Here is a 22003-nt window from a genome sequence, read left to right as displayed (position 1 = left end):
ACACCGTCGAACGGGCGGTCTCAGTCCAGCAGGAGGGCGGGCTCCTCGAGGATGGACGCGACGTCGGCGATGAAGCGGGACATCCCGTCGCCGTCGACCACGCGGTGGTCGAACGAGCCGGCGACCGTCGTCACGAAGCGGGGGCGCACCTCACCGTCGACGACCCACGGCTTCTGACGGATCGTGCCCAGCGCTACGATGCCCGACTCGCCGGGATTGATGATCGGGGTGCCGGCGTCCATGCCGAAGACGCCGATGTTCGTGATCGTGATCGTGCCGTGCTGCTGATCGGCCGGAGTCGTCTTGCCGTCGCGCGCCGTCTGCGTGAGCTTCTCGAGCGCCCGGGCGAGCTCACGCATCGAGAGGTCCTGCGCGTCCTTGATGTTCGGCACCAGCAGCCCCCGCGGCGTCGCGGCCGCGATGCCCAGGTTGACGTACCGGCGCACGCGGATCTCGGCGCCGTTCTCACCGTCGACCCACGCCGCGTTCACCATCGGCGTGCGCCGCGCGGCCCAGATCACGGCGCGCGCCATGATGAGCAGCGGCGAGACGCGCACGTCGGCGAAGTCGGGCGAGGCCTTCAGCCGCTTGACGAGCTCCATCGTGCGCGTGGCGTCCACGTCGGTCCACACCGAGACGTGCGGCGCAGAATAGGCCGACTGCACCATCGCCGTCGAGGTCGCCTTGCGCACGCCCTTGACGGCGATCGTCTCCTCGCGGCCGGCCGCGTCGGGGGCCGGCACCGCCGGGGCGACGACTGCCGGACGGGATGCCGCGACCGGGATCGTCTCCTCCCGCACGTCGCCCCAGTCGGGCGTCTCGATGTTGCGGAAGACGCTGGCCTGCGACGCGTGCTTCACGACGTCGTCGCGGGTCACCTCACCGGCGGGGCCGGTGGGCGCGACCGCGGTCAGCTCGACGCCCAGGTCGCGCGCGAGCTTTCGGATCGGGGGCTTGGCGACGACGCCGACGGATGCCTCGACCCGCTGCTGTGCGGTGGCGGCAGGCTTGCGGCGGCGCGACTGCACGGGTCCGCCCGTGCCGTAGCCGACCAGGACCGCACCCTCGCCTTCGCCCGCGGCGGCCGGCGCATCGGCCGGGGCGCCGTGCTCGGACTGTCCGACAGTGGCCGGGCCTGCGGCATCCGCTCCCGCTGTGATCGTGATGATGGGCGCGCCGACGTCCACGGTCTCGCCCTCTGCGACGAGCAGGTCGCCGACCGTGCCCGCGAAGGGCGACGGCAGCTCGACGAGCGACTTGGCGGTCTCGATCTCGACGAGGACGTCGTTGACCGCGACGGTGTCGCCGGGCGCGACGTGCCACGACACGATCTCGGCCTCGGTGAGGCCTTCGCCGACATCGGGGAGGACGAACGTCTGGGTGCTCATGTGCGGTCCTTTCGACGCATCCGCTCGGCGTGCTCTCCGCCGGTGCGGTGTTCGCGAGACGGCGCATCCGTGTCGAGACGACGTCTGCTGCACGCCGTTTCGCCGCGCAGATGCTGTCTCGCGGGGAGGGAGGTGGGGAGGAGCGGGGCGGGGGCGGGCACGGGGCGGTGGGTGGAGGGGGTGAGTAGGCGAGGGAACGGTCGACGGCTTCGAGGATGCGGTGGGTGGTGGGGGTCAGTAGGCGAGGGAACGGTCGACGGCTTCGAGGATGCGGTCGGCGTCGGGCAGGTACGTGCCTTCGAGCTTGGCCGGGGGGAACGGCACGTCGAAGCCCGACACCCGCAGCACCGGGGCCTCGAGGGCGTAGAAGGCGCGCTCCATGACGGTCGCCGCGACCTCGCCGCCGAGGCTGGCGAAGCCGGGCGCCTCCTGCGCGTAGACCATGCGACCGGTGCGGCGGACGGAGTCGAGGATCGGCCCGTAGTCGATGGGCGACAGCGAGCGCACATCCACGACCTCACAGCTCGTGCCCTCGCTCTCGGCGAGCGCCGCCGCCTGCAGCAGCGTCGTCACCATCGCGCCATGACCGACGAGCGTGACGTCGGTGCCGCGGCGCACGATGCGGCTCGCGTGCAGCGGCAGCGCGCGGGAGGTCGTGTCGACCTCGCCCTTCTGCCAGTACTTGCTCTTCGGCTCGAGGAAGATCACGGGGTCGGGCGAGGCGATGGCGTCCTGGATCATCCAGTACGCGTCGTTCGCCGTCGACGGGCTGACCACGCGCAGCCCGGGGGTGTGCGCGAAGTACGCCTCGGGGCTCTCCTGGTGGTGCTCGACGGCGCCGATGTGCCCGCCGTAGGGGATGCGGATCACGACGGGCATCTGCAGCGCACCCTCGTGGCGGTTCGTGAACTTCGCGAGCTGCGACGTGATCTGGTCGAACGCGGGGAAGACGAACCCGTCGAACTGGATCTCGCACACCGGCCGGAACCCGGCCATGGCGAGCCCGATCGCGGTGCCGACGATGCCGGACTCGGCCAGCGGGGTGTCGAGCACGCGGCGGTCGCCGAACTCGGCCTGCAGGCCCTCGGTCACGCGGAACACGCCGCCGAGCTTGCCGATGTCCTCACCCATGAGCAGCACGCGGTCGCTGCCGGCGAGCGCCGCCCGCAGACCCGCGTTGAGCGCACGGCTGATGGGCATGGTGGTCACGTCGGTCACGATGCTCCCTCCTCGAAGGATGCCTCGTACCCGGCGAGCCACTCCCTCTGCTCCTCGACGAGCGGGTGCGACTCTGAGTACACGTGGTCGAACATGAGCGCGGTGTCGATTCCGCCGAGAGCGTTCGTGCGCGTGCGGACGTCATCGGCGACGGCCTGCGCCTCGGCGTCGACGTCGGCGAAGAACGCGTCGGACGCGCCTCGCCCACGGAGGTAGGCCGCCATGCGGGCGATCGGGTCGCGGCGGCGCCACGACTCCTCCTCATCGGACGTCCGGTACTTGGTGGGGTCGTCGCTCGTGGTGTGCGCGCCCATGCGATACGTCATCGCCTCGATCGCGCGGGGGCCCTCGCCCGACCGGGCCTCGTCGAGCGCGACGCGGGTGACCGCCCAGCTCGCGAGCACGTCGTTGCCGTCGACCGGGATGCTCGGCATGCCGTAACCCTCGCCGCGCTTGAACAGCGGCGCGCGCGACTGCGTCGCGACCGGCACCGAGATCGCCCACTGATTGTTCTGCAGGAAGAAGACCTCGGGCGTGCGGTAGCTCGCGGCGAACACCATCGCCTCATGCACGTCGCCCTGGCTGGACGCGCCGTCGCCGTAGTAGACGATGACAGCCTCGTCACGCTCCGGGTCGCCCGTGCCGCAGCGCCCGTCGAAGACGAGCCCCATGCCGAAGCCGGTCGCGTGCAGCGTCTGCGCGCCGAGCACCAGCGTGTAGATGTGCGTGTTGCCGTTCTTCGGGTCGGTCGGGTCCCACCCGCCGTGGGTGAGGCCGCGCATCAGCCGGATGATGTCGAGCGGGTCGACCCCGCGGATGCGCGTGACGACGTGCTCGCGGTACGACGGGAACAGGTGGTCCTGGGTGCGCGCGGCGCGGGCGGAGCCGACCTGCGCGGCCTCCTGGCCGAAGCTCGGCGGCCACAGCGCGAGCTGCCCCTGGCGCTGCAGGTTGGTCGCCTGCACGTCGAACGCCCGGATGACCGCCATGTCGCGGTAGAAGCCCTCGAGGTCGGCGTCGGCCAGTCCGTCGACGAGCGCGCGGTACGGCTCGGCGGCCGGCGACGGGGCGAACGTGCCGTCTGCGGCGAGGAAGCGGACCGTGCCCGGACCGTCGGCCGGTGCGGCTGCCGCGACCTCGACCGACCCGTCGATCGACGTCACCGCTCGACGCTCTCTCGCGTGCCGGCGTGACCGGCGGGGAGATCGCCGGCGACGGATGCCGCGATCCGCAGCACCTTCTCGACCGACTCCGCTTCGCCGACCGAGATCCGGATGCCGTCGCCCGCGAACGGGCGGACGATCACCCCCGCCTCGTCGAACGCCTGCGCGGCGGCGAGCGTCTCGTCGCCGGTGGGCAGCCACACGAAGTTGCCCTGCGCGTCGGGGACCCGCCAGCCGGCGTCGCGCAGCGCGGCGACGAGCTGGTCGCGCCGCTCGGCGATCGCGCGGACCCGGTCGAGCAGCTCGACCTCGGCGTCGAGGCTGGCGAGCGCGGCGACCTCGGCCTGGGCCGTGACCGACAGCGGGATGCTCGTGCTGCGGGCCGCGTCGAGGATGCGCTTGTGGCCGACGGCGTAGCCCACCCGGAGCCCCGCGAGCCCGAAGGCCTTGGAGAACGTGCGAAGCACGACCACGTTCGGGTGGGTGGCGTTGCCCAGCACGAGCAGGCCGTCGACCGCGTCGGGGTCGGTGACGAACTCGGCGTACGCCTCGTCGAGGATGACCAACACTTCGGACGGAACCTGCGCGATGAACGCGTCGAACTCGGCCTGGGTGACGATCGGCCCGGTCGGGTTGTTCGGGCTGCACACGATGATGGCGCGCGTGCGCTCGGTGATCGCGGCCGCCATCGCCGGGAGGTCGTGGCGGGCGCCCTCCGTGAGCGGCACCTCGACGGCCGTCGCCCCGGCGACGACGGCGAGCCACGGGTACGCCTCGAACGAGCGCCAGGCGTAGACCACCTCGTCGCCCGGACCCGACGTCGCGAGGATGAGCTGCGCGAGGATCGAGACGCTGCCGGCTCCGATGTGCACCTCGTCGGAGGCAACGCCGAACCGCTCGGCCAGGCGCTCGCGGAGGCGGGCGGCCGAGGCATCCGGGTATCGGTTCACGGCGGTCGCGGAGCGGATCGCCTCGACGACGCCGGACAGGGGGTCGAAGGGGTTCTCGTTGCTCGACAGCTTGAACGCGTCGCCACCGGCCTGCCGACCCTGCTTGTACGGAGGGAGTGCGGCGATCTCGGGGCGGACGCGGATGGGGATGTCGGATGCGTCGGTCACCCTGCGAGTCTACGAGCGCGCCGTATGCCGACGGGAGGATACGTGGGCGTCCGAACACCTGGCACGGCATCCTCGCACCCGCGCAGAGCGCGTGCCAGACTGTGCTCACTATGGGCTTCATCATCCGCGTCGTCGTCAATGCCTTCGCGATCTGGGTCGTCACTCTGATCACGGCTCTGCAGGTCACGGTCATCCCGTTCCCGCCCGGCGAGACCCTCCAGCTCGTGCTCACACTGCTGGCGGTCGCTGCCATCTTCGCCCTCGTCAACACGATCCTCGGCACCGTCATCAAGGTGCTGGCGTTCCCGCTGTACATCCTCACGCTCGGCCTCATCGGCCTGCTCATCAATGCGTTCCTGCTGTGGTTCACGGCCTGGATCACGAGCTTCTGGAGCTGGGGGCTGCGCGTCGAGGACTTCTGGCTCGGCCTCGTGGCGGCGATCATCATCTCGCTGATCAACTGGATCTTCGGCATCATCCTGCGCCCGCGGAAGAAGGACTGACGCCGTCGCCCCGCTCGGCGGCGAACTCCAGCACCTCCACCGACTCGGCGTCGGCGAACCCCGCGAACACGTCGCGGACCTGGCCCATGCGGGGATCGCTGGATGCGTCGACGAGGACCGCGGTGTCGGTGTACGACATCATCCGGTGCGCCGGTACGCCGAGATCGCCGAGCCCGGACGGGGAGTCGGCCTCGCGCTCCGCGACGAAGCTGCCCGGCGCGCCCACCCCTCCGTCGTGACCCGCTCCGGCGAGCGCGGCGACAGGGTCGTCGGTGTGCCGGATGGCCACGCTCAGCGTTCCGGGACCGACGTCCGCCTCGACGGGTGAGCCGAACGACACGAGCGTGCGCACGTCGTACTCACCCTCGAGCGCAAGATGCGACGTGATCATCGCGCCCTGCGAGTGCCCGAACGCGTGGACGACATCGCCGGGCTCGGCGCCGGCCGCAGCGAGAGCCGCCTCGGTCGCCTCGTACGATGCCGAGGACGACCCCGCGTAGAGCTGCGCGTTCGACAGGTTGTCCCACGGATCGTCGCCGCCCGCCGCGAATGTCTGCATGCCCGCCACATAGACGGCGTACTGCCGCGAGCCGTCGGCCATCGTGTACCGCTCGACGCGCACGCGTGAGTCACCCCCGCCGGGCATTCGCCGCGCGGCACCGGCGAGGCCGGCCGGCGCGGCGGTCGGCGTCTCGACGGGAGGCACACGCGTCAGCGTCACCGGCTGGCGGCCCCGCCCCGTGAGGCGCGCGTCGGGCCCGAGCCGGCCGAACCCGCCGACCCCTGCCGCGACCCCCAGACCGAGCGCGAGCCCGCCGAGCGCCACGCCGCCGACGATCGCACCGGTCGCGTTGACCTCGTTGCCGAGGACGACGCCCACCTCGGTGGACTCGCGGACGAGGTCGCCGGGCGCGTTCACCGTCCACCAGAACCGGGCCTCCGCAGCCGCCGCCGCGGCGTCGGGATACCGTGCGACCACGGCCCCGCGCAGGCGATCGATGCGCGCGGCCGCGTCGCGATCGGCCGAGAGCACGGCGGCATGATGCTGCGCGTCGAGCTCGACGAGTTCGTACACCGCAGCCGCCTCGCGGAGCGCGTCGGCGATCTCGCGCGCGCCCGCGAGGGACGCTGTCAGCCGAGAGCGCAGAGTCGCAGCAGCCCCGGCGACCTCCCACGCGTGGGCGCGCTCGGCGAAGAGCATCATCTCGAGCGAGCCGACGCGGTGGCACAGCGCGTCGAGATCCTCGCGCGCCGCGAGGAACTGCGCGGCGGTGCGCCGCAGCGTCTCGGTGTCGACGGCGACGACCCCGCCGCCGCTGAACTGCAGGTCGTCGCTCATCAGAGGCCCGGCTCCCATGAGAACAGTGCCGCATCACGCGCGCGCGTCGCCGACAGGCGCGCGGTCTCGGCGAGGCACACCAGGCTCGACACCTCGCCGGCCCACTCCTCGGCTCGGGCGTGGAACACGGTCGCGGCGGACGATTGCCAGTCGGTGGCCGCGGCCAGCGCCCGCGCGAGAGCTGCGGCGTCGCCGAGCCGATCGCTGACCGCCCCCAGTTCCCTCGCGACGATGTCGAGCTGGGAGGCGACCCCCGCCGCCCACGTCGTATCGTGCATCGCCCCATGCTCGCCGGACGCGACAGCGCGCCGCCGACGTCGGCCCCGACCTGTGTACGGCGCCGCGGCCCGCACGCCTGTGAAGGAGGAGCGCGGATGCCGCGGCATCCGCTCTCTCACGAAACGAGAGGACGCCGCCCCGGCGAGCAGGGCGGCGTCCTCGTCGTCAGCCGGGGGTCACAGGAACGAGAGGAGCCCCTTCACTCCGACGATCACCGTCGCGGTGTCGGTCGCGACGTTGCCCGCGGCATCCGTCGCCGTGTAGGTGAAGGTGTAGATCGCCCCGTTCACCGCCTTCACCGTGAAGTGGGTGTCGTCGATCTCGGTCCATGATGCACGCGGCTTGCCGTTGGTCGTCACACTCGTGAGCTCCACCGTCACCTCGCCGCGATCGTCGTCGGCGTGGAGGTAGACCCAGACGCTGCGGTCCTTGTTGTTCGGCACGAGGATGAACGACGGAACGGCGATCGCCTCGATGGTCGGCGCCGTCGTGTCGGGCGGCGTCAGCTCGAGGCCGACGAGCACCGGGTCATGGTCGCTCGACCGGTAGGGGTCGGGCGCCCACAGCGCGTCCTGCGCCGGCTGCTTGAACGACATGTCGTAGTCGATCAGGCTCGGCTCGTCGGCGTTGATGTTCCACGGCGACGCGCCGCGGACGTCTTCGAGCAGTCCGGGACCGGCCAGCGCGTGGTCGAGGTAGCCGTTCTCGCCGTCGAACACATAGCTGTACGCGTCCTCACCCTGGTACTTCAGGTTGAGGTCGGTGTAGCCCTTCGCCGTGAGCGCCGTGATCGGGTCTTCCTTGTCGTAGGCGTTCAGGTCGCCGATGATCAGCTCACGGCCGACGGTGCCCTGACCGGTCGGGTCGGTGGCGAGCCAGTCGGCGAGCGCGTTCGCCGCGTTCGTGCGCACGATGTTGCAGTTGCCCTGCAGCGGGTCCTCCGGCTCGCCGGTGCACGCCGAGCCTTTCGACTTGAGGTGATTCACGACGACGGTGAACGCGGCGCCGCGCGCGTCCTGGAACGTCTGTGTGAGACCGGGACGGTTGCGGCTGTCGAGCCAGCGCGGGTCCTTCGCCTGATTCATCAGGGCGAAGTCGCCGACCGGCGTGACCGTGGCCGGCTTGTAGATGATCGCCGTCGTGATCACGTCCGTGCCGATCTTGCCCGTGACGAGCGGCGCGTAGACCTCGGAGCCCAGCTCCTCGTTGAGCGCCGTGGTGAGGGTCTTCAGCGCCTGCGAGTCGGCGTTGTTCTCGATCTCGATGAGGCCGAAGACGTCGGCGTCGATCGCGGCGAGGGCCGACACGATCTTCGCCTCCTGACGGTCGAGCTCCTCCTGGGTGTTCGCACCGCGCGCGATGTCGTCGTCGGCAGACGTGTTCGGGTCGTCCAGCGTCGTGAAGTAGTTCAGGACGTTGAAGCTCGACACGACGAGATCGCCGCCGACCGCGGGAACCTCGGGCCGCGGGTTGGTCGCCGTGTAGATCGGCTTGCCGGTGGGCTGGATGGCGTACGTTCCGAAGCGGTCATCGAGGATGCCGGTCACGTTCTTCAGGGTGTCGCCACCGCGGAAGGTGTTGTCGAGGGTGAACACGTCGCCGTTCGGGTGGAACGCAGGATCGGGATTCTGGATGCTGCGCCCGTCGTCGATCGTGATCCGCTCGGCCACGTTCGACAGGTCCAGTGCGGCCGCCCGCGGGTCGCTCGGCAGGTACCGCGCCGTCGGGACCGACTGGCGGGTCAGGCCGACGTCGACCGTGCCGTAGCGCGCGAACTCGAAGTACTCGAGGATCGACAGCGTCTGCGGGAGCGTGACGTACATGCCCTCGAGCGCCTCGCGCTGAGCGGGCGTGGCGGGGAGCGAGAACGACGTCGGCGCCGGGAGCGTCGCTCCCGAATCGCAGATCTCCACGTCGGCGAGCACGATCTCGGTCGTCCCCTCGAATTCCTTCACCTCGCCGGCCACGCTGACCACATCGCCGACGGCGACCTCGGCGCCGTTCTGCGCGTAGACGAAGATGCCGTCCGACGTGGCAGAGTCGCCGTCGCCGCCGTCCTGCACGAAGTAGCCGTTGAAGCCGCCGGTCTGGAAGTCGCCGACGACCGTGCCCTTGACGAGCACATCGGTCCCCGCGACGGGCGATGCCATGCCTGAGCCCTGCACCGAGCCGATGGTGACGTGCGTCAGGTCGCACCCCGCCTCGATGTCGGGCGGGTCGACGGGCGGAACGGTCAAGGAGTTCGCCTTGCCCGGGGTGTACGCGGCCTCGCCGTCGATCAGCGTGCCGGTGAAGCCGGGGATGCCGGCCAGATCGAAGTCGTTGCGCACCCAGTCGGCGGTGGTGTCGGTGTCGGTGCCGTCGGGGATGCGGGATGCCCCGCCCGGCGCAAACGGCAGTCCGTCGTACGAGACCCCCAGCGTCAGACCGCCGTAGGTGCGGTCGGAGGCGCCGCCGTCATGCACGGCCACCGCGTCGACGACCTCGAAGCCGAGGCCCTCGTCGATGACGCCGTCGTCGTCCGAATCGATGTCGGTGCCGAGCGCGGGAACGGCGCCGGTCACGAGGAGCAGGCTGAGCGTGCCGTTCTCGAGCGCACCGTTCGCGAGCGATGCCAGGCTGCGGCCGGTGGCGTCGGCCGCCGGGAAGGAGATGACCTCGTCGACCACGCCGAAGGCAGGCGTCGTGGTGGCGTCGCCCTCGATCTCGAGGACGCGGTAGCCCGACAGGTCGGTGCCCGGAGTGGCCAGCAGCTCGACGAACTCGACGTCGTCGCCGGCGGTGCTCGCCGAGAACTCGTTGATCACGACCTTCTGCACGGGAGGCTCGCCGCCGCAGTTCGCGGTGTGGGTGCCGAGGCCGTCGAAGGTGTCGATCGCGAAGCCGTCCCACTCGTCGGCGGGAGTGAACGCGTTCGCGCCGTCGGTGTCGCCGACGCACACGTCGGCCTGGCGGCGGAGGGTGGCATCCTGCGCACCGGTCGCGCCCGTGCCCCACTCGGTGCCGGGATCGAACCCGATCTGCCCGAAGACGTCGACGGCGGTGGAGCCGTTGAAGAGTGCGATGACGTCGTCGCCGTTGTACCAGCTGCCGGTGGCGATCTGATCGCCGAGCGCCTGGAGCGCCTCGGACGCCTGGCTGTTGACGACCACGAAGGCGTCACCGGCGGCGACGGTGCCCGACAGCGGCACGGTGAGTGTGGAGGTGCCGGAGCCGTTGAAGTACATCTTGATCGAATAGCCGGTCAGGTCGACGGGCGCGGCGGTGGGGTTGAAGACCTCGACGGCCTTGTTGTTGCTCGACCCCTCGACCATCTCGCTGATGAACAGCTCGGTCGGGGCTTCGGCTGCCACCGCGGAGGGCGCGATCAGCCCGGTCAGGGCGATGGCACCGGCGGCGACTATGGCGACGGTTGCTCGAGTGGAACGGCGCACAGATCCTCCTGGACATGAGAGAAGGCCGGTAGGCCTTCGGCGCAAGGCTAGGCGAGCGCGTGTCGCGCCGAAAGGGCTATTGGAGGAGAGTTCGATAACGTTCGGTGAAGATCGGGCGGAGCAGCATCCGTCACCTCTTGGGCACCCCCCTCTCGGCGCGCAAGAATGGAGGTCATGACGGCCACCCCCGGCGATCCCTTTCGCGTGGTCTTCGTCTGCACCGGGAACATCTGCCGTTCACCCATGGCCGATGTGGTCTTCCGAGGATTCGCGGATGCCGCGGGCCTGGGCTCGCGCGTCGCGTCGACGAGCGCCGGCACCGGCGACTGGCACGTCGGCGAGCGCGCCGACCAGCGCACCATCGACGCCCTGACGCGCGCCGGCTACGACGGCACGCGGCACCGCGCGCGGCAGTTCACCCACGCCGACTTCACCCACAGCGACCTCGTGATCGCGCTCGATCGCAGCCACGAGCGCATCCTGCGGGGGTGGGCGCGCAACGAGTCGGACGCCGACAAGATCGCCCTGCTGCTGCGGTTCGATCCATCGGCCACCACGCTCGACGTGCCCGATCCGTACTATGCCGGGCCCGGAATGTTCGACGAGGTGCTCGGTATGATCGAGAGTGCGAGCCGGGCGCTCTTCCGGCAGCTCGAACCCGCGATCCGTCCGGTGCACTGACATCGGCGCCGCCCTCTGCGTCTCGACGGGAGCATCGTGACCTCTCTCCATCCCACCGCTCTTCCGTGGCAGCCGCTGAGCCCGCTCGACGGTCGCTACCGCGAAGCCGTCACCGGGCTCGCCGACTACCTCTCGGAGGCGGGGCTCAACCGCGCGCGCGTCGAGGTCGAGGTCGAGTGGCTGATCGCCCTCACCGACCGGTCGCTGTTCGGCACATCACCGCTGAGCGACGATGAGAAGGCGCGCCTCCGCGCCCTCTACCTCGAGTTCGGCCAGGCCGAGATCGACTGGCTGGCCGAGAAGGAGGCGGTGACCCGCCACGACGTGAAGGCCGTCGAGTACCTGGTGCGCGACCGCCTCTCGACGCTGGGGCTCGACTCGATCGCCGAACTGACCCACTTCGCCTGCACGAGCGAGGACATCAACTCCACCTCGTACGCACTCACGGTGCAGCGCGCGGTGGAGCGGGTGTGGCTGCCGAAGCTGCGTGCGGTCATCGACGCGCTCACCGACCTCGCCGTCCGCCACCGCGACGCCGCGATGCTCTCCCGCACCCACGGCCAGCCCGCCACGCCGTCCACGATGGGCAAGGAGCTCGCCGTGTTCGCGTGGCGCCTCACGCGCGTGGCCGACCAGATCGCGGCCGGCGACTACCTCGCGAAGTTCTCCGGCGCCACAGGCACCTGGTCGGCGCACCTGTCGGCCGATCCCGACGTCGACTGGCCCGAACTCACCCGCTCGTTCATCGAAGGTCTCGGCCTCGGCTTCAACGTGCTCACGACGCAGATCGAGTCGCACGACTGGCAGGTCGAGCTTTACGATCGCGTGCGGCATGCCGGCGGCATCCTGCACAATCTCGCCACCGACGTGTGGACCTACATCTCCATCGGGTACTTCACGCAGATCCCCGTCGCCGGCGCGACGGGCTCGTCGACGATGCCGCACAAGATCAACCCGATCCGCTTCGAGAACGCCGAGGCCAATCTCGAGATCGCGGGCGGCCTTCTCGGCACGCTCTCGCAGACGCTCGTCACGAGCCGCCTGCAGCGCGATCTCACCGACTCGACGACGCAGCGCAACATCGGCGTCGCGTTCGGCCACTCGCTGCTGGCGCTCGACAACCTGAAGCGCGGGCTGAGCGAGATCTCCCTCGCCGAGGACGTGCTGCTGGCCGATCTCGACGCGAACTGGGAGGTGCTCGCCGAGGCGATCCAGACCGTCGTGCGGGCGGAGATCGCCGCCGGTCGCTCGCAGATCAGCGACCCCTATGCGCTGCTGAAGGACCTCACCCGCGGCCGCCGTGTCGGCGCCGCGGAGCTCGCCGAGTTCGTGCGCGGACTCGACATCGGCGACGCGGCGAAGGAGCGACTGCTCGCCCTCACCCCGGCGACGTACGACGGCCTCGCGTCGAAGCTGGTCGACGAGCTCGGCTGAGGCTCAGACCTTTCGCCTGCGGGAGCCGGCCGGGAGTCCACGAGAACCGGCCGGCAGTCCCCGAGAACAGGCCGGCAGTCCCCGAGAACAGGTGATCTGGCGGAGACAGGAAGATTCGGGGGGAAACGTCCTGCGTACGCCAGATCTCCTGTTCTGGGCGAGGGCGACTGGGTCCACGGACGGCGCATCGTGGCGAGGGGCGCGGGGCGCTTGGCTCGCTCAACGACCCGCGGGGTGGCCGCGCCTACGAGCTCGGCCGGAAGGGGTCAGGCCTTCGGGCCGGCGCCGGGCGCGGCATCCGACGGGTCATCCTCATCGGGCATGAGCACCGGCTTGTCGATCGTCTTCGTCACCTGAGCCGGGTCGACGGCGAGGAGCAGGAGCGACACGATCAGCAGCACGGCGATGAACGTGATGCCGGCGATGATGAGCGCGAGCACGAGGGCGGCCCGCGTCTGCTCGCTTCCGCCTGCCTGGAAGAAGCCCATCGACACGAGCGTGACGATGCCGGCGAACAGGGCGGCCGCGAACGCGAGCCCGAGCAGCTGCAGGGGCTTCATGAGGTCGCGGCGGGTGGGGCGGTCGTCGCTCACGCGGGATCCTTCTGCTCGGCGGGGGCGGACGCCGGGGCCTCGGTGACGACCTCGGCTTCCTTGCGGGGCGAGAAGCCCGCGATCCCCAGGTATACGGCGACGATCGCGGCGTAGACGCCGAAGATGCCGACGGCGATGATGATGCCGGTCAGGGTGCCGGTCATGCCCGCTTCCTCGACGCGGTAGGTGAGTGCGTAGCCGGCGGGGACGAGCGCCAGCGCGATGCCCAGCAGCACGCCGACCGTCCCGACCACGACGCCGTCGCGGGCGTCGGACCGCGGCCCCGGGTCCACGACCGGGCGCACGTCGGCGACGCCGGGAGCGATGTCGCGCCGGGCACGCGGACCCCGCATCCCGCGCCAGCCGGCGATGAGCTCGAGCGCTCCGCTCACGAGGGCCCACGCGATCACGACGGAGAAGAACCCCGTCACGGTGCGCAGCGGCATCAGGCCGCCGGCCATGCCGGCGACGAGGGTCACACCGCCGAGAGAGGCGGCGGGCCAGCGCCGGCCCGCGGGGTAGACGAGCCACACCGAGAGGAGCAGCACGAGGCCGGTCGCGATCGCGAAGCCGCTGAACACCGACATCCCGACCTGCGCGGAGTGGTCGGGCGAGAACGTGATCATGACCGCGGCGAGCGCCGCGAACGCGGCGCGTGCGAGCTGCACGTGGCGCACGTCGAACGTGCGGGCGGAAGAAGCTGAGGTCACGGCGGATTCCTGCGAGACGGAAGGGATGCCTCCAGTCTAGTTCGGCCCGCTGGGATGGGCCGCCTCGGCTCGGGCGCCGGCGGTCACCCGAGCGAGTCGAGGATCTCCACGAGCAGCTCGTACGTCGTCAGCGGGCTGATGATCGCGAAGCGCAGCACCGGCTCGCCGGCGTGCGAGCTGGGCACCACGAAGCCGCGCTGCTCCTCGAGCAGGCGGTCGGACCACGCCTGGTAATCGACGGCCGACCAGCCCTCCCTGCGGAAGACCACCACCGAGAGCTGCGGGTCGCGCACGAGCGACAGGCCGTCTCGCCGCTCGATCTCGTCGGCGATGCGCCGGGCGAGGTCGATGCCGTGCGCGATGGTCGCCCGGTACTGCTCGGTGCCGTGGGTCGCCAGCGAGAACCACAGCGGCAGACCGCGTGAGCGCCGGGTGAGCTGGATCGCGAGGTCGGACGGGTTCCAGTCCGGCGACTCGGTCAGCGTGTCGAGGTACTCCGCCTTCTGCGTGTGCGCGCGCAGCGCGAGGGAGGGCTCGCGGTAGATCAGCGCACAGGCGTCGAAGGGCGCGAAAAGCCACTTGTGCGGATCGACGATCACCGAGTCGGCGAGTTCGACGCCCGCGAACGCCGGGCGCAGCTCCTCGACGAGCATGGCCGCGAGTCCGTACGCGCCATCGACGTGCAGCCAGATGTCGTGCGCCTTCGTCGCGGCGGCGACGCCGGCGATGTCGTCGACGATGCCGAAGTTGGTCGTGCCGCCGGTCGCGACCACGGCGAACACCGCATCCGCGTGCTCGTCGAGCGCGCGGGCGACCGCATCTCCGTGCAGACGCCCGTCGGCGCCGGGAGGCGCGGTGATGACGTCGACGTCCATCACGGCAGCGGCGGACGCGATCGACGAGTGCGCCTCGGCGCTGCACAGCACCGCCCAGCGCGCCGGGTCGGGGCGGCCCGCGTCGCGGTTGCGCTGGCGCGCGGCATCCCGAGCCGTCACGAGAGCCGAGAGATTGCCGATCGTGCCGCCCTGCACGAACACCCCGCCCGCCGACGCGGGCAGCCCGAACTCGCGGGCGAGCCAGTGCAGCACCTCGTTCTCGGCGAAGACGGCGCCGGCGCCCTCCATCCACGAGCCGCCGTAGATCGCGGATGCGGACACCACGACGTCGAACGCGAGCGACGCCTTGCTCGGTGCGGAGGGGATGAACGACAGATACCCCGGGTGGTCGGTCGAGATGCATGCCGGGGCCAGCACGTTCTCGAACAGTGCGATGGCGCGGCGAGCGCCGATGCCCTCCTCGGTGATGGAACCGGACGCGAGACGGGACAGGTCGTTCGGACGCATCGGCTTGTCGAGCGGCACGTCCTTGTAGAGCGCACGGCGCCGCGCGTAGTCGAGCACGTCGTCGACGGTGTGGCGGGTCTCGTCGGAGATGGCGTGCATCTGCTCGGGGGCTGGCGAGGTCATGGCTTCTCCACGGATCGGGTGACAGTCCACGGTAGATCCCGCCGCGCGGGTTGTCACTCCGGTGGTCGGGGAACTGATCAGGATTGGAGAAGCGGATGCCGCGGCCCCTGCGTAGCGTGAAGCTCGAGGTCGCAGGGCCGACCGCACACCGTGAAGGAGAACGGCATGAGCGAGAAGGCAACGTCGAAGGAGACGACGAGCGGACTGTCCGCCGAAGAGCGCGCCGCCGTCAAAGAGCGCGCCAAAGAGCTGCGGGCACAGGAGAAGGCCGGGAAGAACCGGGAAGCGGGGCTCAAGTCCGTGCTCGACGCCATCGCGAAGCTGGACGGCAGTGACAAGAAGATCTGCGAAGGACTCGTGAAGGTCGTCGGAGAGGTCGCCCCCGAGCTCGTCGGCAAGACCTACTACGGCATGCCGGGCTTCGCCAACGCGGACGGCAAGATGGTCGTCTTCGTGCAGCCTGCCGACAAGTTCAAGACCCGCTACGCGACGCTGGGCTTCGAGCACCCCTCCCACCTCGACGACGGCGACATGTGGGCGACCGCGTTCGCCGTACTCGACTGGAACGACACCGTCGAGAAGCGGGTCACCGAGCTCGTGACCAAGGCGGTCTCGTAGGCGTCAGGCGGCGCGGAACCGGGGCGAGCCGAGCACGCGCTCGACGGTCAGCTCGAGCACGACCCGCTCGGGGTTCACGCGCGGTTGGCGGTAGCGCGCCGCGTACAACTCGACGGCGTGGGCGACGGCATCCGCTTCTTCATTGATCCGTGCAGTGCCTTCGAAACTGATCCAGCGCGCGCGGTCGACCGAGCAGATCGTCGCCCGGCCGCGCCGCTGGGCGTTGAGGAACTTCTGCGTGCCGCGGGTGCCGATCACGCGCACCACACCGTCCTCGTAGGTGAAGCCGACGGGCACGGCGTGGATGCGGTCGTCGCGCCCGAGGGTGGACAGGGTGGCGAGGTGGTACTCGCGGAGGAACTCGAGGGCGTCGTCGGTCAGCACCGGTCCAGCCTCGCACGCGGCGGCGGTGCTCAGCCCTTCGCCGGGAGCCGGTACACCGACACGTGGCTGCGAGACTCGCCGGTGAAGGCGCTGCGGTCCCAGTCCGCCCACCGGGACTCGAGCTCGAAGCCGGCGAGGCGCGCCATGAGGTCGAGTTCGCTCGGCCAGATGTAACGGTGGGGCGACCGCCCGATGCGGGCCTCGCGACTGCCCGTGATCTCGGGGCCGAAGCGCACGTGGTGGGAGACGATCAGCTGCTGCAGCGTGTCGACCGTGTCGACGAGCAGATAGCCGGGTTCGCTCACCTCCACCGTGCCGCGGTAACCGGGCGCGAGTGCCCGCAGTTCGGGCACCCACAGCTCGATGACGAAGCATCCGCCGGGGGCGAGGTGGCGTGCCGCGTTGCGGAAGCACTCGACCTGGGCCTCCTGCGTCAGCAGGTTCGAGATCGTGTTGTACACGAGGTAGGCGAGCGCGAACCCCTCGCCGGCGTAGGCGGTGGTCATGTCGCCCTCGACGACCGGCAGCCGCTCGGCGCTCGCTTTCTCGCGGAGGCGCGCGATCATGGCCGTCGACAGCTCGATGCCGACGACCTCGACACCGGCGTCGCGCAACGGGATCGCGATGCGTCCGGTGCCGACAGCGAACTCGACTGCTCGTCCGCTGTGCGCGAGCTCGGCGAGCACGTCGACGGTCGGGCCGAGCACGTCGGCGGAGAACATCCCCTCGCCGGGGGTGTCATAGCTCTGCGCGACCTCGGCATCCCAGAGCCTCTGCTGGTCGACCATCGGGCCATCCTGGCCCGATGGGCCGGCGTGGTCAACAGGTGCGCCCACGAACGGGCGCGCACGGGTGGCCTACTACCTATCAGCCCGACCGTGCAGATCGCCGACGCGACCGGCCGCTGCACGGCATACCGACCGTGCCGGCCTGCGCCGCGCGAGTCGTGCAGGATGCTCCGCACCCACCGGGGCACTCATTCGAGGAGCACGAGCTCTCGCGTTGCGCGCGTCATGGCCACGTATCGGTCGACCGCCCCCGTGATCCCTCCTCCGAACGAGTCGGGGTCGACCACGACGACGAGGTCGAACTCCAGCCCCTTGGCGAGCTGGGGCGTGAGCGCGCTGACCCGCTCCGCAGCGGCCGTCTGGTCGTGACCGATCACCGCCACCGTCCCCCGATCGTTCGCGGCGAGCCAGCCGGAGACGATCTCGCCGAGCTCGGCGATCTCACCTCGCCGGACCGGAATCCCGGTGCTGCGGATCGCGACCGGCACGCTCGCGTCGGGCAGGACCGAGCGGATCACCGGCGCCGCCGCCTCCATCACCTCGGCGGGCGTGCGGTAGCCGACGGTCAGCGTCGACACGGTCACCGCGTCGAGGCCGCTCCGAGCCAGCCGCTCTTCCCACGACTCGGCGAAGCCGCGGCGCGCCTGGGCCCGGTCGCCGACGATCGTGAAGCTCCGCGACGGACACCGGCGCAGCAGCATCCGCCACTGCGCATCGGTGAGCTCCTGCGCCTCGTCGACGACGATGTGCGCGAACGGGCCCGCGAGCGGATCGGCGGTCACAGCGACCGACTGCTCGAGCACACCTCGCAGATCCTGCCCGCGAAGCATCGACATGACTCTCATCTCGGAGTCGTCGGTCGCGATGAGGTCGCGCATGACGTCGGCCATGAGCCGGTCCGCGGCGGCAGCGTCCTGCTTCGCTCGCTGCCGCTCGACGTGCGCCCGCGGGTCACCGACGAGCAGTCGTGCGGCATCCAGGTGCGGAAGGTCCGCATAGGTCCACTCCGGATGCTGCGCCCCCACCAGCGCCGCAACCTCGTCGTCACCCAACCAGGGCGCGCACATGCGCAGCATCGCGGGTGACGACCACAGGCCTCGCAGGAGCTTGTCGGGATCCAGCAGCGGCCAGGCGCGGTCGAAGAGGATCCGGAGTTCGTCGTCGTTCTGCAGGATGCTCCGAGCATCCTGCCTCTCCGTGTCCGCCAGGTCGTAGGCGTCGAACTCGCCCTCGCCACTCCGGTCGCCGTCGGGGCGTTCGTCGTCGATGCCGGCTCCTGCGTCGCCCCACCCCTCGTCCCACCGGTGATCCGCCGAGCCTTCGTCGTCACCGACGGCCCCATGGATGCGATCGGCGAGCACGTCGAGCAGCCGCTCCCACGCGCGCTCGCGCACCTCGTTGTGCGCGGCATCCGGTTCGTGATCGAAGATCTCGGCCCAGTCGGCGGCGCTGACGCGCATCCCACCCCACGCGGTCTCGACGATTACGTCCCGTGTCGGCGGCTTCTGCCACATCCGCACGGCCCTCTCGACAGCATCCACGAGGCGTCCGTCGGCCTTGATCGCTCGCACGACCGGATCGGATTCGCCCCGCGGGGCACCGCTCGTCGCCACGAGGTCACCGAGGGCCGCGACGACCGCGCCTTCCTCGCCGAGACTCGGGAGCACGTCATCGATGTAGGCGACATACGGGCGGTGAGGTCCGACGAACAGCAATCCTCCCTCACCCGCCTCGTCACTGAGTCGAGGCTCGGAGTAGAGCAGGTACGCCGCCCGATGCAGCGCGACGACCGTCTTCCCCGTGCCCGGTCCGCCTTCCACGACCAGCGCGCCCCGCGAACCGGCCCGCACGATGGCGTCCTGGTCAGCCTGGATGGTCGCCAGCACGTCCCGCATTCGAGACGAGCGGCGGGCGTCGAGGCTCGCGATGAACGCCGCGTCGTCGTCGAGAGCGGCCGTGCGATCGACGCCGTCCGGCGCGAACACCTCATCCCAGTAGTCGACGACCCGCCCGCCCTTCCAGCGGTAGCGACGGCGACTCGTGATCCCCATCGGCTCGGCGGGACTCGCGGCGAAGAACGGCTCGGCCGCCTGCGCCCGCCAATCGACGAGAAGGCGCTGGTCATCGTCTCCGCCGAGCCCGAATCGGCCGATGTAGGTCGTCGATCCGTCCTCATGGACGAGACGACCCAGACACGCGTCGATGCCGAACCTGCGCAGCACGTTGACACGCGATGAGAGTCTGCGGATGTCCAGGTCCCGCTCGAGCACGGTCTGGCCGCCGTGCACCGGCTGGCGACGCAGCGCATGGAGGCGCGCTTCGACCTCGGCGACCTCCCTCGCGAGCGTTGCGCGGATCGTCGCGAAGTGCCGCTCGTCGTCTGCGATCAGCGTCGCGCTCGCCTTCCGCCGCAGTTCCTCCGCAAGATCGAAAGCGCTCTCGCCCGTCCCGGTCATCCGTCCGAATCCCCCTCACGTCGGCGCAAGAAATCCACCGCGACCTGCGATTCTGCCGCACGAGGGGGCCCTTGCCACAAGGCCCCTCTCGTCAGCGATAATGGAAAGGGAAGAGGCGCGTGGGGTCGGCCCGACAGTTCACCCCACTGGCACGATTGCGCCGAGCGCCGCCCTCAAATCGGCCTTCGCCTTCGCGCATCGACTGCGAGCAAGTGCCGATCGACGGCGCTCGAAGCGTCGACGACGTCGCGGTGGCCGTGCTTCCTGTGCGGCAGCCGCGATCATCGCGTGCAAGGCAGCGGGATCTGCCGCGCGTGCAGCAGGGGCTGAGCGATCCAGCAGCGCGTCCAGGGGATCGAGGGACATGGTGCCTCCAGTTGAGAAGTGGTTCTACTTCATACCTGTCCGGCATAAGCCGATTCGTCCACGCGACGCCAACGCCGCGTCACCAACCCGACCACCGAGACGTCCAGATGGACACACCGTCGACATTTCATCTGCGAAATGGACAACTCCGACCCGAACCAGCACTACTGGAAGTCGCCTGCCGGTGCCATGTCGGTGAAGCGCGAGAAGTGGCCCTGGAATGCCACGGTGATCGTGTCGGTGGGCCCGTTGCGGTGCTTGGCCACGATCAGATCGGCCTCGCCCGCTCGGGGCGACTCTTTCTCATACGCGGCCTCGCGGTGCAGGAGCACGACCATGTCGGCGTCCTGCTCGATCGAGCCCGACTCACGGAGGTCGGACAGCGCGGGCTTCTTGTCGGCGCGCTGCTCGGGACCACGGTTCAACTGCGACAGCGCGATCACCGGGCACTGCAGCTCCTTCGCGAGGAGCTTGAGGGCACGCGAGAACTCCGAGACCTCCTGCTGACGCGACTCGACGCGCTTGCCGCTCGTCATGAGCTGGAGGTAGTCGATCACGACCATCTTCAGCCCGGCCTTCTGCTTGAGACGACGGCACTTCGCGCGGATCTCGACGAGCGTCATGTTCGGGCTGTCGTCGATGTACAGCGGCGCGTCGTTGATGCGACCTCGCGTCGCGGCGATCGTCGTCCAATCGCGCGAGTCGAGCGTTCCCTTGCGCATCGCCTGCAGCGGGATCGATCCCTCGGCGCTCATGAGGCGCATCGCGATCTCGCTGCGCCCCATCTCGAGGGAGAAGAAGATCGTCGGCATGTCGTGCTTGATCGCCGCGGCCCGCGCGAAGTCGAGGGCGAGAGTCGACTTACCCATGGCGGGTCGTGCGGCGATGATGATCATCTGGCCGGGGTGCAGACCGTTGGTGAGCTGGTCGAGACCCGAGAAACCGGTCGGGATGCCGGTCATCTGGCCGTCGCGACCGCGGGCCGCCTCGATCTCCTCCACGGCCGCGTCGACGGCGATCGTGAGGGGCACGTAGTCTTCTGCGGCCTCGGCGCCGGTGACCGAGTAGATCTCGGCCTGCGCATTGTTGACGAGGTCGAGCGCCTCGCCCTGACCCGAGTAGCCCATCTGCACGATGCGGGTGCCGGCGTCGACGAGGCGGCGCAGCAGCGCACGCTCCGAGACGATGGACGCGTAGTACCCCGCGTTGGCGGCGGTCGGGACGATGGAGGTCAGCGTGTGCAGGTAGTCGGCACCGCCGGCGCGCTGCAGCTCGCCCGTCTTGATCAGCTCGTCGGTGACCGCGACGACATCGGTCGGCTCACCGTGCGAGTAGAGGGTGAGGATCGCCTCGAAGATCAGCTCGTGCTTCGGGATGTAGAAGTCGGCGCCGCGGAGCGTCTCGATGACGTCGGCCACGGCATCCTTCGACAGCAACATGCCTCCGAGCGCGCTCTGCTCGGCGAGGAGGTCGTGCGGGGGAGTCCGCTCGAACTCACGGGGTCCGCCGCCCATGCGCTCTTCGGAGATGTCGGCGATCGACATGAATGCAGGATCCTCCATGTGTTCGGGTTCCGTCCGGGCGGCTCGCCGAGTCGGGTGCGCACGCGCCGCAGAAGGAACACGGCTGTCGTGAAGCGGGTGCGGCGGGAGAGCCGGCGCTGACCCGGACCTCGTCGTCTCAGACGTGCCGTGCTCTCCCCCGGAGTGCCGAAGTCCACGGTAGGCAGGGGTTCCGACAGCCGCAACAGAGGCTGTGGATAACTCTGTGGAGAGACTGCGTGAAACGCCGATAGACCTGTGAACAACACCTGTGGAGAACGCGGGCAGGTCGGCGGTGTCACCCGAGAGAAAGGTCTCTTGACCAGGCATTCCCGATTCCACAGGTTGTGGAGGGCGATGTGGTTGAAGTCGCGCTTGAAGGTTGCCCGTCGGATGGCCCCCTGTGCACAATTCCGCGGCTCTTGTGAGCAACCGTCCTTCCGACGATCGCCCGCGAGAAGACCCTGGACACCGCTGGGGGAGAGCGCTAACCTGTTCCGTCCAGGCACCCTCAGGCGCATTCC

Annotated in this window: 18 protein-coding genes; 4 read left to right on the top strand and 14 right to left on the bottom strand. The window is 70.1% G+C overall.

Annotated elements, in window-relative coordinates:
- Positions 1–20 precede the first annotated feature (20 nt).
- The 4 genes from ACFC1W_RS06040 to ACFC1W_RS06025 all read right to left on the bottom strand — a co-directional run bounded on the left by ACFC1W_RS06040 (position 21) and on the right by ACFC1W_RS06025 (position 4887).
- Positions 21–1388, bottom strand: a complete 1368-nt coding sequence (locus ACFC1W_RS06040; RefSeq protein WP_375989827.1) for a dihydrolipoamide acetyltransferase family protein — start codon at positions 1386–1388, stop codon at positions 21–23.
- A gap of 234 nt (positions 1389–1622) precedes the next feature.
- The gene (locus ACFC1W_RS06035; RefSeq protein WP_225221756.1) at positions 1623–2588 is read right to left on the bottom strand and encodes an alpha-ketoacid dehydrogenase subunit beta; all 966 of its coding nucleotides are present in this window, start codon (positions 2586–2588) and stop codon (positions 1623–1625) included.
- A gap of 14 nt (positions 2589–2602) precedes the next feature.
- Positions 2603–3760 (bottom strand): thiamine pyrophosphate-dependent enzyme, encoded by a 1158-nt coding sequence (locus ACFC1W_RS06030; RefSeq protein ID WP_375991425.1) that lies wholly within the window; start codon positions 3758–3760, stop codon positions 2603–2605.
- 5 nt (positions 3761–3765) lie between these two features.
- Positions 3766–4887 (bottom strand): histidinol-phosphate transaminase, encoded by a 1122-nt coding sequence (locus ACFC1W_RS06025; RefSeq protein WP_375989824.1) that lies wholly within the window; start codon positions 4885–4887, stop codon positions 3766–3768.
- A 110-nt stretch (positions 4888–4997) separates the two neighbouring features.
- On the opposite strand from ACFC1W_RS06025, the gene ACFC1W_RS06020 reads away from it, so the two are divergent.
- Positions 4998–5390: a phage holin family protein gene (locus tag ACFC1W_RS06020; protein WP_241111505.1), complete on the top strand. Its 393-nt coding sequence runs from the start codon at positions 4998–5000 to the stop codon at positions 5388–5390.
- Here ACFC1W_RS06020 and ACFC1W_RS06015 read toward each other — a convergent pair.
- The 3 genes from ACFC1W_RS06015 to ACFC1W_RS06005 all read right to left on the bottom strand — a co-directional run bounded on the left by ACFC1W_RS06015 (position 5362) and on the right by ACFC1W_RS06005 (position 10442).
- Positions 5362–6729, bottom strand: a complete 1368-nt coding sequence (locus ACFC1W_RS06015; protein ID WP_375989821.1) for a hypothetical protein — start codon at positions 6727–6729, stop codon at positions 5362–5364. The genes ACFC1W_RS06020 and ACFC1W_RS06015 overlap by 29 nt on opposite strands.
- On the bottom strand, positions 6729–7007 hold the full coding sequence (locus ACFC1W_RS06010; protein ID WP_375989819.1) for a hypothetical protein: 279 nt from the start codon (positions 7005–7007) through the stop codon (positions 6729–6731). Before ACFC1W_RS06010 ends, ACFC1W_RS06015 begins: the two co-directional genes overlap by 1 nt.
- A 177-nt stretch (positions 7008–7184) precedes the next feature.
- Complete coding sequence (locus ACFC1W_RS06005) at positions 7185–10442, bottom strand: ExeM/NucH family extracellular endonuclease (protein ID WP_375989817.1); 3258 nt, start codon at positions 10440–10442, stop codon at positions 7185–7187.
- 174 nt (positions 10443–10616) lie between these two features.
- Here ACFC1W_RS06005 and ACFC1W_RS06000 point away from each other — a divergent pair, with 174 nt between their 5' ends.
- Both ACFC1W_RS06000 and purB read left to right on the top strand, forming a co-directional pair.
- Positions 10617–11123: a low molecular weight protein-tyrosine-phosphatase gene (locus tag ACFC1W_RS06000; RefSeq protein ID WP_375989814.1), complete on the top strand. Its 507-nt coding sequence runs from the start codon at positions 10617–10619 to the stop codon at positions 11121–11123.
- A 36-nt stretch (positions 11124–11159) separates the two neighbouring features.
- Positions 11160–12557 carry an adenylosuccinate lyase gene (gene purB / locus ACFC1W_RS05995; protein WP_375989812.1) on the top strand — a complete coding sequence of 466 codons (1398 nt, stop codon included), beginning with the start codon at positions 11160–11162 and terminating at the stop codon, positions 12555–12557.
- A gap of 266 nt (positions 12558–12823) precedes the next feature.
- On the opposite strand, the gene ACFC1W_RS05990 is transcribed toward purB, so the two are convergent.
- From ACFC1W_RS05990 to ACFC1W_RS05980, 3 genes are all read right to left on the bottom strand, one after another.
- Positions 12824–13150, bottom strand: a complete 327-nt coding sequence (locus tag ACFC1W_RS05990; protein ID WP_375989809.1) for an amino acid transporter — start codon at positions 13148–13150, stop codon at positions 12824–12826.
- Positions 13147–13860, bottom strand: a complete 714-nt coding sequence (locus tag ACFC1W_RS05985; RefSeq protein ID WP_375989806.1) for an acyl-CoA synthetase — start codon at positions 13858–13860, stop codon at positions 13147–13149. Before ACFC1W_RS05985 ends, ACFC1W_RS05990 begins: the two co-directional genes overlap by 4 nt.
- 83 nt (positions 13861–13943) lie before the next feature.
- Positions 13944–15326, bottom strand: a complete 1383-nt coding sequence (locus tag ACFC1W_RS05980) for a pyridoxal phosphate-dependent decarboxylase family protein (protein ID WP_375989803.1) — start codon at positions 15324–15326, stop codon at positions 13944–13946.
- Positions 15327–15491: 165 nt separating this feature from the next.
- Here ACFC1W_RS05980 and ACFC1W_RS05975 point away from each other — a divergent pair, with 165 nt between their 5' ends.
- The gene (locus ACFC1W_RS05975) at positions 15492–15944 is read left to right on the top strand and encodes a hypothetical protein (protein ID WP_375989800.1); all 453 of its coding nucleotides are present in this window, start codon (positions 15492–15494) and stop codon (positions 15942–15944) included.
- Between the two features lie 3 nt (positions 15945–15947).
- On the opposite strand, the gene ACFC1W_RS05970 is transcribed toward ACFC1W_RS05975, so the two are convergent.
- From ACFC1W_RS05970 to dnaB, 4 genes are all read right to left on the bottom strand, one after another.
- Positions 15948–16328 (bottom strand): PPOX class F420-dependent oxidoreductase, encoded by a 381-nt coding sequence (locus ACFC1W_RS05970; RefSeq protein ID WP_375989797.1) that lies wholly within the window; start codon positions 16326–16328, stop codon positions 15948–15950.
- A gap of 29 nt (positions 16329–16357) precedes the next feature.
- Positions 16358–17116 carry a class I SAM-dependent DNA methyltransferase gene (locus tag ACFC1W_RS05965; protein ID WP_375989794.1) on the bottom strand — a complete coding sequence of 253 codons (759 nt, stop codon included), beginning with the start codon at positions 17114–17116 and terminating at the stop codon, positions 16358–16360.
- Between the two features lie 188 nt (positions 17117–17304).
- Positions 17305–19572 (bottom strand): HelD family protein, encoded by a 2268-nt coding sequence (locus ACFC1W_RS05960; RefSeq protein ID WP_375989791.1) that lies wholly within the window; start codon positions 19570–19572, stop codon positions 17305–17307.
- 530 nt (positions 19573–20102) lie between these two features.
- Positions 20103–21482 (bottom strand): replicative DNA helicase, encoded by a 1380-nt coding sequence (gene dnaB, locus ACFC1W_RS05955; protein ID WP_191764910.1) that lies wholly within the window; start codon positions 21480–21482, stop codon positions 20103–20105.
- Between the last annotated feature and the right edge of the window lie 521 nt (positions 21483–22003).

This window comes from Microbacterium sp. NPDC056003, from assembly GCF_042274785.1.
In the GTDB taxonomy this organism is placed as follows: domain Bacteria; phylum Actinomycetota; class Actinomycetes; order Actinomycetales; family Microbacteriaceae; genus Microbacterium.
The sequence above is the reverse complement of the archived record's forward strand: the minus strand, read 5'-3'. Positions and strand labels throughout refer to the sequence as shown.